Raw genomic sequence first — 15,321 nt, 5'->3', positions numbered from 1 at the left:
ATGATTATTGCCTTAACCAAAAAATCATCGCTATTGCTGCTGGCTCTATTCTGCGCAATCGCATTGAATTTAATAATGCCGGCGGCGCAAGCAGCACCTGCAGGTGCAATACTTAATAAAGATAAATGCCTCGGATATGAGTTGGAATATAAAAAATATCCCAAGCCGATCATTGCCCAAGTACAGGCTGATATGTACCAGCTATACCATCTGGAACCAGATTGGAAAAAAGATGCAAGCCGCACTGGTAAGCCGTTAAACGATGGTATTTTAGGGCCAATTACCTGGTCGTGGATGCAGCGCTTTTGTCATAGCTTTGCACTGGATAGTACAGGTGATGCAGTAGCACATTTGCCAACACGGGCAACTGCTATCGCAAGTTTTTCGCAACAGTATCGCACCTATGTAGATACGCTGATTAGTAAACCCTTTGCGGTTTGGGCGGCGACCCATTTCACTGCATGTGAGTTGGATGTCAAACAAACATTGGCGCAAGGCAGCGATAAACAACTGCAAGCACTGGTGCGTTGTTATCTACAGCCGCCAGCAGTTGCTGAGCCTGACATAACACCAGCGCAACCGATTGAGCCGTTTCAACTCTATGTATTGCGTGAAGATGACTTTGAAGCTATGGCCGGTGCGGTAACAAAAATAAGTACCGCAGAGGCCGTGTTGGATGCAATTAAAGGGCAACAATTTCCCGACAAATTATCGGCAACCACAAAAATAGCTTCGCTACTAACTAAATTGCCCGCCGAAGAAAGTCAGAAAATTACTGAGAAAATCAGCGCCGGTGTCAGCCAACATACTGTTTATCTTATTGATGAACAAGCGTTAAATACATTGGCGCAACAGGGTATTAGCGATGCGCTGTTCGGCGAGCTATCGACCCTGCGCGATAAAGCATTTGCCGATCAATCCGAGTTTGCCAAGGTTATTAGTGCCGCAATTAAAAAGGCCTATCCAACGCAAAGCGCAAATCCAACCTCCGGCGAAAATAACACGAGTGCTGCAGCCAGTTCAGTGGCAGCGGACACTGTGGCAGTAAAAGATATAGCGCCCAATAGCGAAAAACTTTTGATTCAAATCCAAATTGCCAGTCAGAAATCCTATTTTATGCTCACTGAGGCAGCGGCAAATTCAATGCGCACCGGTAAAAAACCGCTTGCCAGTGTGGTGATCAAATTAATGCAAACACTGAAAGATGTTGAATATCCCAGTGCTGAGCTATTGCAATTGGCAATTAAAAATAAAATATTTAAAGCATCGGGCATTTGTAAGTTGGATAAATCCAACACAGTGGATACCCAACTGGGCAATTTAGAGCCGGCCGAAAAAACCATTCTGTTTAATGAACTAAAGGTTTATTTTGAGGCCAGTGCTCAGGGTCCGGTCAAATACTGCAACGAAGATCACGTGCAGCATTTGGGTAACTACTTTAATAAAGAGTTATTGCCAATATTAGAACAATTTTACAGTGAACCTATGCCGCCCTATAGCGGTAAACCTATTCTCTGGGATGGCTCCCATAAAAATTGCGGTTGTGTTCCCAAAGAAATACAGACTATGGCCTATGGTATTTTTCCTTATTGGAAAACCACCGATGAAGCGCAGGTATTTGATTTCAGCACTTTTAATCGGGTGGCCTATTTTGGGCTAACCGCGACTGACACTGGCCAGCTTAATCAAATTAATAATCGACCGGGCGCGCCCAATTTGTTAAGTGATAATAGTGACAATGCCAAGGCATTCATTCATGAGGCGCGCCGTTATGGCAGCAAAGTAGATTGGATTATCGAAAAAGAATTTTCCCTATCGCCGGAATTATCTGATGAAAAGAATTTGAAGATATTCTTTGATAATTTGAAAATTCAATTAAAGGCACTCTTAGCCCTGCCGCTTACCGATGCCGAAGCACGCTTGCGCCCTTGGTTAACCCTGGGTTTAGCTGCACAGCCTAGCAATGGCGATGGTGTAACTTTTTATTTTAAAAACTATCCTCGCTCGCAAATGGCGAAGGACAGGTTTGATGTTTTCTATAAAGAATTAAAAGCAGAGTTGGCCACACAAGATAAAACCCGCGACCGTTTTCATAGCATAAAAAATAAAACCTACATCAATATAATGGTTAGGCAAAATGAATTTCTGGAATCGGACTTTGTATTTGGCAGTAATCATATTGATTTGCTGACTGGCATTAATAATTACGCGAGTGAAAACCTTTCTATACCGGAAGTGCAGGAAATAGTGGGCAGCATGGTAGTGTTAATTCTGGAAGACCCCTATTACACCGCACTCGATGAAATCTATGCGATAACTAATAGTATTAACCGCGATATAGTCGCGCCGTTAATGTTTATCGATTATTCCGCAATGGAGAATAAATCACTGAGCAATGGTGCAGAGCAAATCGATGAACGCCAAAAACGCTTGGAATATATCCATGAAAGTTTTGGCGGCGGCGGATTTTGGCCAATGTTGGAATACACTGGCGCCAGTGACGGCAAAGACTATAAAGCGGTGAATAGTTATATAGGCACACATTTTTCGCCCGGTTATTCCGAGTCGCTGTGGAATGAAACTCTGTGTGGTTACCGCTGGTCGATTATTGCGCTAATGAATATCGGATTAATATTGGCCCTGATCTATATATTGGTTGTGTTTTACATCTACCCTCATCGCTGCAAAAAACTCCCCGTCTATATTCAGTGGGTCTCGCATCCGTTAACTGTGATCTGCGCGCTTTTACCTCCAATTATTATTTGGGTTTATTTAATTGTGGTAGATCCGCTATTTAATATTATGAATTTATCCAGCGTGTTAGGTGTGGTGTTAGTGGCGCTTGCGATTAGAGCTGGAATTAATGCGATAAAGGCGCTTAAGGAAGATAAGCCGAACCGCAATTTATTGCAGCATCAAAAATCTTCTGCTCTGCCCCAGCGGCAAACACAGGTTAGCCAAAACGAGCAACTGATTGATGATAGCGATTTTAATGGCGATAAAAATAATGACAGCAACTAAACTAAAAATGCCGAACATAATGCGGGGTTATGCGGAGCGCTATTTGTGGTTGGCGATAATGTTTAATACTAGTCTCTGGGCGATTAACACCAGTGCAGACGTTGCGTGTAGCGAACAATTTCCAGCAGCCAGCAGAACGATTAAATTAGGTATGAGTACGGCATTGAGCGGCCCTATTCAATATCTGGGTGTGTCAATGTCACAAGGAGTGCAGCAGCGAATTGCAGAGGCGAATTGCGATGCGTTTTGGCGCCGCCAAGGTATTCAATTTGAACTGATTGTATTAGATGATAGTTACGATCCTGAAGCTGCAGCACAAAATACCCGTGAGCTTATTGATAGGTATAAGGTGATCGCTATTGTGGGTAATGTCGGCACTCCCACGGCCGATAAAACCTGGAAAATTGCCAACGAAAAACAAGTGGTATTTTACGGTGCGTACACTGGCGCAAACATATTACGGCTGAGCCCTCCCGCTGCTTATGTCTTTAATTATCGCCCTAGTTATGATCAGGAAATGGATGCGATAGTTGCGGATATTGTTAAACAAGGTATCTCAATTAAATCCATCGGTTTATTTTTGCAAAATGATTCTTTTGGCAATGCTGGTTTAGCCTCATTGCAAAAAGCCTTAGCCAAAGTATGCAATGACTGCCAGGAAAATGTGTTGCAAATGCGCTACGAGCGCAACAGCTTAAAAACCAATGCGGCACTGCAAGAATTTATTAGGGCAAGCGTAAAACCAAAAGTTGTTATTTTGGTGGGCGCGGTTGAGCCAACCGCTGAATTTATTCGTTTTGCACAGCGCTTATCGCCTGCCACCCGGTTTTATAGTTTGTCTTTTACCAGTGCAACCGCGTTAACAGAAAAATTGGCAACGAGTGATTTTAATCTCACTCTCTCGCAAGTGGTGCCTAACCCCAATGGTGGAAGCGCGAGGGTTTATGATTATGGATCAATACCGAATGAGGTGTATCACGAAGGCTATTTAGAAACAGAATTGTTGTTAGGGGCAATACGCAATATTAAAAATGCAGTAAATAGTCAGACTTTACGCGCGAGCTTGGTGCAATTGGAGAGTCAATTACCCGGTAATGCAGGCGATCATCAAATGATGGATAAAGTGTGGTTGACACAATTACATAATAAAAATGTAATGCAAAAGCAAGGTGAAGCTGCCAATGTTAAATAATAAACCGCGACTATTGTTACTTGGCTTAAGCTTCATTACCGCAGCGCTTATATTGTTTGCTGTTGTTCAAGCTATCTATGTCTTTAATAAGTATCAGCATAATCAACAGCAATCAAAATTATGGGCTGAGCAACAAACACAATTTTTGGCAGCGGATTTATCTAATAAAATTCAGGCGATTGCGGTTGTTGCCGATGAGCTCGCTGCGCTGCTAAGCACAGCGGTTTGTAGCCCATGTAATATTGAAGAGAATCTTCGTGCTACCTATTTACAGCACACAGAATTTGTCGCGCTGGGTGTAGCGTTTGATGCAGAAGCATCCGCGACTCATTTTCGCCTTTATGCCCCCTTTATTCGGCAGCACTCCAAAGGCGCCAGAATTGAACGGCTAGATAGCTATTACGATTACTTTGTCAGTAATAAACAACCGCAGGATTTACTGCATAACCCTGAAGCTTGGTACCACATTGCTAAAACTCATGAGCGCCAATGGCTGACACCTTTTTATGAAGCGGCACTGGATCAGCATATTATTCGTTATACAGCACCGGTCTATAATGCACAGCAACAAAAAATTGGTTTGGTTTTTGTCGATATTAATTTTGAATGGTTACATGATCAAATCGAAAAATATGACATCAAAGATAATAACTATTTAAATCTTATCACCGCGCAAGGTAGTGAGTTGTATCATAGCTTGAGTGGTATCGCTCAGACCACGCAACAACTTTCTCAAATTACCTCAGTTAACACCGCAGCGAATAACACAGTTAATCTGTTAACGGGGGAAGATGCATGGCAACACAGCGTAACTATTTCCGCAACTCAATGGCAGTTGACTAGTGTAATTTCTAAAACGACTATCGCAGAAATGGTAGAAGAATCTACTGCGAGTAATGGCAATAGAGATACTGGCATTTTGCATAAGCTCACTAAAAATGATCGAGTCGATTGGGTTACCCTATTAGTTATCATAGGAATTTTATTTTATAGCTGTATGCGGTTACGGCGTAAAAGAACCAGTAGATTGCAATTGTGGATTGATACCGGAATATATACGGTAATTTTTTTCTCCGGCGTTATTAGTATTTGGGTTCTTGAATATGGCGCTATCAATCCACCAAAAAGTCAATCGGTAGTATTGGCTAATAAAGCAATTATCGAAAAATTTGAACGCGAAAATGCATTGCGCTCACTCAATGCATATGACGATGCGCCTATTTATGTGCCGGTCGGATTATTTATTCAGTCCATAGAGTTTCTCAGCGCCAGCAATGTCAATATCACCGGTTATATTTGGCACCGCTACCAGGAAGGGCAAGATTCTAACTACGAGATTGGTACGGTTTTTCCCGAAGCAATTACAACAAATATCAAATTAGCTTATGAGCAGGAAAAAAATGGCGAGACCTTAAAAGGCTGGTATTTTGAAACAACTTTGCGCGAAAATTTTTCCCCCGATCTTTTTCCGCTAGACCGGCAATCAGTATGGATCAGGCTCTGGCATGAAAAAATTGGCGATAACATAGTGCTAGTGCCAGATCTAAAATCTTACAACAGCCTGAATACCCGTTCATTGCCAGGCATAGAAAGAGATTTTGTTTTATCCGGTTGGTCCTTGTTTCGCTCCTATTTTGAGATGCGTGAAAACCAATACAACACCCGTCTCGGTATTGCCAGCAAAACACCTGGCGGGGTCGTGCCGGAGCTGTATTTCAATATTGAAATTATGCGCAACTTTATCAATCCCTTTCTTGCGCACCTATTCCCACTATTTGTGGTGGTATTGATGCTTTTTGCCATTGTCGTCACCATGTCTACCGATGATGAGAAAAAAGACTTTCTGGGCTTTAACGCTGCTGGAGTAGTTGCATCTTGCTCGGCACTGTTTTTTGTTGCGCTTATCTCCCATGTGCAGATGCGCAATGAGTTAGCCGCCAACTCAGTGGTCTATTTAGAATATTTCTATTTAATAACCTATGTAATTATTCTATTAATCACGGCAAATGCGGTTTTATTATCCTTAAAGGTGCAGTTGTCATTTATTCAGTTCCATGACAATTTATTGCCTAAACTGTTTTATTGGCCGGCCATTTCCGGCGCTCTGTTTATGTGCACTGTCTGGGCGTTTCGCCACTAGGCAGTAGAAGGAATTAGCGGTACGCACCAACGTTGATGTTTAAATCATTGATCTATTACCAGGGAAACCCCGGGAGAACACCATGGCCTTCACTACCCGCCAAGCTGCCAGCGAAGACAGATCCGCGCAAGAAGCCGCTGCCAAACCCAGCGTACAATTATTTAACGACCAACGCGCCTCCACCGCTGCACAACTCAAGCAGCAGCAGATGATGACCTCCTCGCAAAGCGCACCTCTGCAGCGCGCTGAAGATGAAGAGTTATTACAAGGGAAATTCGAGACAGCACAATTAATGGAGGAAGAAGAGCCGCTGCAAGGTAAGTTCGTGGCGCAGCGAGTCGAAGAAGAGGAGCCACTGCAAGGTAAATTTGCGACCGCACAATTAATGGAAGAAGAGGAACCCATTCAGGGAAAGTTTGAACCTCTTCAACGCGCCGCTGAAGAGGAAGAACCACTACAAGGAAAATTTTCTTCCGACGCAACCGCGCAACGTGAACAAAAACCCAATAACACCGGTATGCCGGATAACTTGAAATCCGGCATTGAAAATTTATCCGGCTATTCCATGGACGATGTAAAAGTCCATTACAACTCTGCCAAGCCCGCACAATTAAATGCCCATGCCTACGCACAAGGAACTGATATCCATGTCGCTCCTGGTCAAGAGCAACATCTACCCCACGAGGCCTGGCATGTTGTGCAGCAGAAACAAGGGCGTGTACAACCGACTATGCAAATGAAAGCGGGTGTGCCGGTAAATGATGATGCGGGTTTGGAAAATGAAGCGGATGTGATGGGGGCTAAGGCGATCCAACAGAGTAGCTTGCCAGTGGAGAGTGGTCTTGTCGCATTGAAGACGAATTTACCTGCTTTAAATGTAAATCAATTAATGTCTGTAAGAACGACGCCAAAGGTGCCAACTGTAGAGCTTGCTAAACACTTGGTGCCGTTAGCAAATCAAGAGGCGTGGGCAACGAGCAAAGAAAAACCAAAAACAACTTTTATTTCTGATAGTGCTGAAGTTATTGCAGCAGTTAATAATGACGCGCATGATTTTGTCGAAACAACACCTGTTCTAGGATATAAGGAAATCAGGCCAACGATTACTACGACACAGTACGACAAAACTATAGCCGGTAATGGTGCGGGCAAACCGGTTACTCGCACTTTAGAGGCTGCTGCCAGAGAATGTGCTGTTGGTGTAACCAAGAAAGCAGGAGTGGACGATATTGTGATTAATCATTTGGCAAATATATAAAGTAATATTTCAGGCCGGTTATAAACGTTGAACAGAATTAAGGACCAAGTTATGACCTATACAAGCAAGCAACTCAGGAAAAATATAGATCCGACGCAAAAAAAGGCTCTCACATCACCTATTTCTATGTTGTCTGATCAGCGCGCCTCAACCGCAGTGCAACTCAAACAGCAACAGATAATGCAAGCAGCACACTCCCCGAACGTGATTCAACAAATAAGCGCCGAGGATGAGCCACTGCAAGGAAAATTTGAAAGCGAAACTCCAACACAATTGCAAGAATCTGCTGCTGCAAAACCCAACAACACTGGTCTGCCCGACAATTTAAAATCCGGTATCGAAAATTTATCCGGCTATTCCATGGATGATGTAAAAGTCCATTACAACTCAGCTCAACCCGCACAACTAAATGCCCACGCTTATGCACAGGGAACTGACATCCACGTCGCTCCCGGTCAAGAACAACATCTACCGCACGAAGCCTGGCATGTTGTGCAGCAGAAGCAGGGGCGTGTACAACCCACTATGCAAATGAAAGCCGGTGTGCCGGTGAATGATGATGCGGGGCTGGAACATGAAGCGGATGTGATGGGCGCAAAAGCACTGCAGTTAAAAAGTATTGATATTCAAACTAATAAAACTTCAACAATAAATTCCCCGACTGCGCAGCTGGTTGACGATGACGAAGGTGAAGAAATCGAGGGCGGCATTGGTGCACAAGGCTTTCGTTTTGGAACCAAGGACTTTGGTAAATTTTCCGCTAACGAAGAAATCGATCCCGATCAGATAGGAGAAGAAAATAACGGCATAAGGGAATTACAAGAAGATCAGATGCGACCGGATGATGTGCCCCAGCATCAAGAATATCGTCTTGCAATGCATATGCTACACGATGTGATTATGGTACTGGAGGATAGAGGCCCAGATCCGGAGGTAGACACTGCTGTGTTGCGCCAAATGATGGTTGATCTGCAATCGGAAGCGAAGGGTCATGCCAAGACCTACAAATCAGCAATGCGCAATGTGACAAGCAATGAAACCCAAGACAATCTCCAGCAAAACTATTTGGGCGATATGGATGATTTGGCAAGAGATCTGCTACTTCTTGCTACTCATGGTAAAAAAATTATTGAAGATAGGGGATATCTGGAAGAGGGAGAATCCTTAAAAGAGACAGGCACCGAGTTATGGCGGGAGCGATGGTTGCAAACCAAAGGCGCCGTTGATAGAGCCATCACCAGGTTGTGGCGATGGTGGCGAAACACTCTAAAAGCAGTCGCAAAAAACCATAAGGGTGATGCATCACCAAACACGCCAGGAAACCAACGGAACTGGGAGCAACGAATTGACAATGAAAACTGGGAAATTTTCTACGGTGGCTCCCTCATGAAAGGCTATAAAGGACCGCCAAAACAAAACACTCGCTTCCTTGCGTCCAACTTTGATGTAGACGCGAATATGGATGCACCCGCAATAGCCGAATTTTTAATAAATGAGCGTGGAAAAAAGGTCGATCGCGGTCAACTAGACCCAGCAGGCGCTGGAACTCGCATCGAAGATATGAATAAAGCTATGGATACTGAAGTGAAAAGGGAGTTGGTGGAATCAGAAATAGTGGAAAACGAGCAGGAGGCAAATGAAATTGTCTCTGAAGAATTTGAAACCCGTGTGAATGCACCTGATACTTTAGGTAATGCAGCAAGAGTTGAAGTTATTCGCAGTAGTGAAGAGCAACGTGTGCGAGATAAATTAACAGGCGTGCGCAAACAGCATCCGGAAAGAATGATATATATTGGCTATCGATTAGGAGCCTTGCTTCAAGATGAAGCTCTGGTTATGCGACCGCTCACCGCTCGCGAAATTGAGGACGTCGAAGACGCCATTGATAGGGCACTAGCATAGTGTCAGGAGAGGGAAATGAGCTACATCAGCAAACAATCACAACAAGAACCAGCTCAAAGTCCTGCACGCTCAATAACGACACCCACATTTTCGGATCAACGTGCATCGACTGCTGTGCAATTAAAACAGCAAGGGATGATGCATTCATCACATGTATCTCAAAAAAAGCCATCGGAAGAAAATGTCAGGGAAGTGCATCTAACTCAACTACCGGAAGATCAAGCCAGGCAGCACTTAGTAGATTCTTTTAAAAAAGGAAAAATGGAAAACCCTTTGGTTGATAGTGCAGGCAATGTTGTTCAGCGTTTGCCTACAAAAACCAGTCACTTGGGTGGTGATCTTTTCACTGTATTAGATTCTGATCTAGATACGGGAACGGGTACATCACAGGGGACTCGCGATTATGTCAATAATCCATCGACTTTTAAGCCCGATGCAGTTCGATTTGATTACGCCTCGGCAAAGTCGACAAAAATATCAACACACACTGTGACTGGCAACAAATATGCCTATGAAGTTGAGAACCCAGAGGCAGATAGATCCTATAAATCTGGACGTTATTGGGATGCAGGCCATAAGCTTGGTCGTCAAAATGGTGGGCTTGGTAATGACGACGATTGGGTATTTCCTCAAAATCCTGCGTTTAACCAAGGTAATAGCAGAAATATGGACAATGTTGAAGAAACATATCCACTGTGGCGATCCCACGAAAATACATTTCGGGAGGGAGTAGAAAATGATGGCGGTGGTACTTGGTGGATTAAGCTGATCTAATGTGTAATTCCGAGACTGCAAGTAAATCTGTGTAACTGTTTATCCTGCCTAGAGGAGATTAATCATAAACAGCTACAGAGAATTTATACAGACTCAATGCATATGATCAAGTAAAACCACCCAAGCGATAATCTCAAACGGACGGGCACGGGCGTCGTCCATCCCAAGCTGTGATAGTGCAATAAATGGGATTTACTATCTAATCTTCTGGTATCAAATTCCCCAAAGGATTTAACTAATATGCAAACCCAGATACCTTCAAAGGCTGAAAGAACCAAGCAAGCAGATCAGGCGATGCAACAGCCAACACAACTTCATACCGGGACCAATCTGCCGTTTGCGGATTCGCGTTCGGTGACTACGCAACTAAAATCTGTGCAAGCTCTTTTGGCGCAAAGCCCACAAAATAAAGGTTTGCATGCGTTGCAAGCCAAAATGAATAACCATCAGGTAACGCCGTTAAATATTGCAGCGAGCTTGTCTGCTGGCGTAGTACAGGCAAAAACAGATGTAAAAGAGAATAAAAATGATGCTACATCCACTGAGACTGCCAGTAAAAAAATTGCTACGCCCACGCAGGGCACAAAATGGTTCCGGTTTAATATTAATGGCAATGTGATTGATTCATTTTCAAATAATATTTATCCACACAGTACCGACAAAGGTAGCAACCCAGTTCAGACATCCGTTGAAATTGGTGCTCAAGCAACAAAAGAGAATATAGACCCATCATTGTTAGGTAGTATGTCCAGACCGCGCCATTTTGGATTAGGGGATCGTGCAATAGGTAAAAGTACGTCGGATCGAAAAGGAAAACTGACCTGGCATCATCAAATGGGAAAATACAATATGGAATTGGTTGACATGTATGTTCATGGTGGTTTTGGCCATCATGGCGGTTACGCAAACTGGAGTGAGGACGACGATGACGCCGATGGCGAGTAACATTATTGGCTTGGGGTAACAGGTCGTCGTTGGTTGCGTAAAAATGATAAGCGTCGCGGAAAATGTCAGCGGCTTGTATGCCTTGCAAGTTGGCAGTCATGCGATGATTCTTTATTTATGATCACACAGTAGGAATAGCAATCGCTCTGCTGGTAAGCATTAACTGTTGCGCAAGCTTATCTGGTGTTGTGGCATAGACACCGGTTAGCCAGTCGCTTAATAAAGAGAGTTGCGTTGCGGCTAGCGCCTGAGCAATAGCGGATACAGGGACATAGCGATTTTGTGAAGGCGAAGACATGTTGTGTAATTGCTCGACAAGTATCTGGCTAAGGCAGCGATTAACATGCTTACGTGTACTTCCCGTCAATATAGGGCGAGCAAAACTTCTGTTCTGCCAAAAATGCTCCAGTATCCCCTGTACATCCAACACTTTACTCGGCGGTAACATAGCAGAGGCCAAAACAGTCATAGGCCAATGCAAACTCGCATAGAGCAGATCGTCTTTATTTTTATAATGTTCATAAAACGTCGAGCGCCCCACATCAGCTTTGGCGATGATGTCGGCAATTTTTATCCTACTGTAAGGCTGCGATAACACCAATTCAAAAAACGCGTTGCGTAACGCTAACCGTGTACGCTCGGTGCGCTTGTCTCCTTCAAATTCTTCTGTCACACCATTTACCCAAAGTTTTGTTTTAGATGCCGGACATTCTAATAGCATTGTCCGCCAACTATCTATAAGCGCTTGTTAGGCTGGCACTCCATTTAAATGATTTTCTTTGGAGGCATTGTGTTAAATGAAAATGAACAAAAAATAAATTCCTATTACCGCCTTATTGGTTGGAGCTTAATTGTCCTGTCCATACTGGCGAATGCGGGCATGGCTCATCACCCAACTATCAACGCTTCACAACCTCACGCACAAATTGAACAAATGGCTCAAATTGCCGGGCTCACTATGCATGTGCACGGCTTATTAATTCTGGTGGTACTCATCTACGTTTGGTTATTTACGCTCTATGGTGCCGCAAAAAATACCCCCATCGTTTGGCTTGGAAGTGGTTTATTTACAGTGGGCGGATTAGCAATAGCTGGAGCGGCATTGATTAGTGGTTTTCTCGCACCCGCTATGCTGCTAGGTGCAGAGACCAGCACCGCTGAGCAGTTGGCAATTTTCGAATTTCAATCACGCCTATTAATGCAATCGAATCAAGTGCTAGCGAATGCCGGAGCCTTTGCATGGTTATGCTCGCTGATCTGTTGGAGCAGCAATCTGGTTCGAGATAAAAGTTTCTTTCGCTGGGTGGGAGTAGCAGGTTTATTATTCGGCGGTGCCAGCTTGCTCGTATTGGCTACCGGTAAGTGGCCTTTAAATGTGAAAGGAATGAGCCTATTTGTATTAATGATTACCCTATGGTTTAGTGCACTTGGGTGTTGTTTGTTGTGGAGTACGCGCAGAAAGAAGAGTTAGGAAACTATTTTTTTGAAGGGAAACCTACCCAAAGTAAAATAGAATTTCACTTTGGGTGGGTTTCCGGTTTCGGCCAATTGCGGACATTGATCAATTAGACAAGAACCAATCAAATTTAAATTATTTCGTGCTGCTTTTGTGTATTCTTTTCTTGGAATTATTGCTCGTAAGGGAATCGCTGGGCATACATTTTCGCCACTAACTCAACCTGTGCCCGAACAAGATCCTTTTTCATTAGGTTTTGTAATTCCTCCTTAATGTGAGCGGGAATCGTCCAAATGTCATATGTTGAGAATTTATGTACTTGGTCATTAATTGTAATACTTGCGATATCCTCGACTATTTCTTCTCGACTAGTGGCATCACCCGCAAGAATGGCAGGAAGTTCATCTGCAAAGCTGAAGAGCGTTCCTTTGGGAAAAGTGAATGTATTCCTTGGAGTTAGCCGCTTTGATGGAGTTTCTCTCGGATCTCCCTTCGATACTGATTCAAAAATATTGATAAATTCCTTTGCAGCTCTACGTTGTTTACGGTTCATATTCTCATCAAATACATGATATGACGAGAATCTGGTGGCTGTAGTGGGTGGCTGAAGAATTAACGAGGGGATATGTATCTGAAACCAATAGCTGGAGACATTACGACAGTCTTCAAAAAGCTGACGCTCTTGAAACCGACCCACAATTTCTAAGAGCTTTTCTTGGATAACATCTCTAGAGTGCTCATTGGTTGCGCCTAGAGTCAATCCATTGTGCGAAAAAGCCAATTTTGTAATATCGGCGGCAATACATCCGTATATATCGCGTTTACCATTCTTCTTAGGCATCCTTAATCGCAACTGTTTTTTTGCTTCGGCTAATCTTTTTGACAGCTGGTTATAACCACTAACTCTTTTACACTCCACGTAAAAAGCTTGGTTATCCGATAGCGCGATTACATCGGTATCAGTCGAAAGATCTACATCGCAGCCTGCCTGACAGAAATAGCTCGCTATTCTTAATTCGAACTGAGTGTTTCTAGAACTTGTATCGGAATCCAGTGCAGCAAAATCTCTGCCACTCACAATGATATTCAGCTTCTCATTAATGCCTGGAGGGATATGCACTTTGAGACCTTTCAATATCCACATCAATTCATGGATCTCGCGCAACACATAGAGCATCCAATCTAAATTACTATTAAATGGAGCACCCATAGAATTCTTGAAAATACTCTCCGCATTAAACGAGTTTTGTTCAATTATTTTTTTCAGGTAAGAAATGTATCGCTCTATTCTAGTATTCTTGGTGCTGATTCCTCGCATTTCAAGAAACCCGCGCAATTCAATCAGATCTTCCAAATGGTGTGAAAAATCAAGCGCAGGCAAAGTCTCAAGTGATAGAGCATAAGATTTAGATTCTGTCATAAGGTAATAGCATTCGAAGGTTTGCTTGCGTTTGGACGGCAACCAAATAACTTGAGGGTTAGATAACTCAATTTTTACCGCTTAATTATCGGCCAAGAACGGACACTAAGATCACAAACGAGTGTTTATCAACTCTGCATCTTACGTGGGCTGAGGCTCAACACATTTTTTAGGCTAGCTCCAAGCACTTCTGGGTTGTAGTAGTCACAATTGTATAGTGATTCTATTTCGCATGCGCTAAGTGGTACATTAAAATCTATGTCTAACTGACCGCCAGCTCTTGGGTCAAGCGCATATGAATCCTTGAATGCTTTCCCTAGGTAATTTCTAGATAAACAAACAACAATACGAAAAAAACTGAAATACTCTATGTAAGAAAGCAAAAGTTTTTCTTTTGGGTTTCCTTCCAATGTGACAATATGTAAAAATTCTGGCCGATTGATTAACACTTCTTTTGCATAATAGTATCCAAAGCATGGATAACCATCATTTACTAAAAAATCTTTAGCGCATTCACACTCATCAATACTAATTCCATTCTTTGATGCCAACGCCATTGCGGTTTTTACATATGATTTTCCTGAACCTTTATCACCAAATGAAAATTCGAATTCAACATCTTCTGAAATTTCTTCAGCTATATATTTCTTAGAATATTCAATGTTATTGATGCCTTGCTTATTATATTTTTTTGAAAATCCTTCAGCAATTTTATCAGCTTCCTTGTCTGTCCCCGCACGTATGTTAGTAGTAATGCCGGAGGAGCCAACGGACTCAGTAACGACGGCTTTTCCTGTAAGTTTCATTTGACCATCAGCACTCAAAGCGATTGTTTTTCCATCTTTATCTTCAAATTTGATCGGAGGGACATCTCCGTGTTGTCGTTTTATCCCAGTTATCAATGCGATACTCGTAAACTGCTTTGCCACAGCATTATCCCAATGATCACCACGATTGTTATTACAAGGATTACAGATAAATCCTCGCACAGTCCTTCTGCCACCAATTGAATTTGGAATAATATGTTCCTCAGTATCATTAGTTTCGCTCAATGGGACATTGCATAAAGCACAGCGATGAGGACTGCTAGAAAGATTGTGCAAACTTTAATACCTCTTCAGATCGAATATTTTTATAACGCTATTAAAAACTGATATTCAAGCGGGTTATATTTAACGAGATTGGTATCCAAGGATAAACCAACTTCCGCTTC

The 15,321-nt window shown here is 42.9% G+C and carries 11 protein-coding genes; 8 read left to right on the top strand and 3 right to left on the bottom strand.

Annotated features, from left to right (window positions below):
* The 7 genes from AWU77_RS00695 (at window position 1) to AWU77_RS00665 (ending at window position 11,232) form a co-directional block, all read left to right on the top strand.
* Window positions 1-3,021, top strand: coding sequence for a hypothetical protein (locus AWU77_RS00695; RefSeq protein ID WP_062057701.1), 3,021 nt, complete (start codon window positions 1-3; stop codon window positions 3,019-3,021).
* A gap of 58 nt (window positions 3,022-3,079) precedes the next feature.
* Window positions 3,080-4,213, top strand: a complete 1,134-nt coding sequence (locus AWU77_RS00690; protein ID WP_193747463.1) for an ABC transporter substrate-binding protein — start codon at window positions 3,080-3,082, stop codon at window positions 4,211-4,213.
* Entirely contained in the window at window positions 4,203-6,353 is a 2,151-nt protein-coding gene (locus AWU77_RS00685) for a PDC sensor domain-containing protein (RefSeq protein WP_062057695.1), read from the top strand. Before AWU77_RS00690 ends, AWU77_RS00685 begins: the two co-directional genes overlap by 11 nt.
* Before the next feature lie 82 nt (window positions 6,354-6,435).
* Window positions 6,436-7,611: a DUF4157 domain-containing protein gene (locus AWU77_RS20550; RefSeq protein ID WP_084617883.1), complete on the top strand. Its 1,176-nt coding sequence runs from the start codon at window positions 6,436-6,438 to the stop codon at window positions 7,609-7,611.
* A gap of 51 nt (window positions 7,612-7,662) precedes the next feature.
* Window positions 7,663-9,513, top strand: coding sequence for a DUF4157 domain-containing protein (locus AWU77_RS20545; RefSeq protein WP_238582279.1), 1,851 nt, complete (start codon window positions 7,663-7,665; stop codon window positions 9,511-9,513).
* A 15-nt stretch (window positions 9,514-9,528) separates the two neighbouring features.
* The gene (locus tag AWU77_RS00670; protein WP_062057692.1) at window positions 9,529-10,287 is read left to right on the top strand and encodes a hypothetical protein; all 759 of its coding nucleotides are present in this window, start codon (window positions 9,529-9,531) and stop codon (window positions 10,285-10,287) included.
* 240 nt (window positions 10,288-10,527) lie between these two features.
* Window positions 10,528-11,232: an HNH endonuclease gene (locus tag AWU77_RS00665; RefSeq protein WP_062057689.1), complete on the top strand. Its 705-nt coding sequence runs from the start codon at window positions 10,528-10,530 to the stop codon at window positions 11,230-11,232.
* A 121-nt stretch (window positions 11,233-11,353) separates the two neighbouring features.
* On the opposite strand, the gene AWU77_RS00660 is transcribed toward AWU77_RS00665, so the two are convergent.
* Complete coding sequence (locus AWU77_RS00660) at window positions 11,354-11,905, bottom strand: TetR/AcrR family transcriptional regulator (protein ID WP_193747462.1); 552 nt, start codon at window positions 11,903-11,905, stop codon at window positions 11,354-11,356.
* Window positions 11,906-12,022: 117 nt separating this feature from the next.
* On the opposite strand from AWU77_RS00660, the gene AWU77_RS00655 reads away from it, so the two are divergent.
* Window positions 12,023-12,703: a hypothetical protein gene (locus AWU77_RS00655; protein WP_152625211.1), complete on the top strand. Its 681-nt coding sequence runs from the start codon at window positions 12,023-12,025 to the stop codon at window positions 12,701-12,703.
* Window positions 12,704-12,860: 157 nt separating this feature from the next.
* Here AWU77_RS00655 and AWU77_RS00650 read toward each other — a convergent pair whose 3' ends face one another.
* Both AWU77_RS00650 and AWU77_RS00645 read right to left on the bottom strand, forming a co-directional pair.
* A complete protein-coding gene (locus AWU77_RS00650; RefSeq protein ID WP_062057680.1) occupies window positions 12,861-14,108 on the bottom strand; it encodes a hypothetical protein in 1,248 nt (415 codons plus the stop codon).
* A 128-nt stretch (window positions 14,109-14,236) separates the two neighbouring features.
* On the bottom strand, window positions 14,237-15,211 hold the full coding sequence (locus AWU77_RS00645) for an HNH endonuclease (protein WP_084617882.1): 975 nt from the start codon (window positions 15,209-15,211) through the stop codon (window positions 14,237-14,239).
* Window positions 15,212-15,321: the final 110 nt, after the last annotated feature.

The organism is Cellvibrio sp. OA-2007, assembly GCF_000953825.1.
Taxonomy (GTDB): domain Bacteria; phylum Pseudomonadota; class Gammaproteobacteria; order Pseudomonadales; family Cellvibrionaceae; genus Cellvibrio.
Note: the sequence above shows the minus strand (reverse complement) of the source record. Positions and strands in the feature narration are given on the sequence as shown.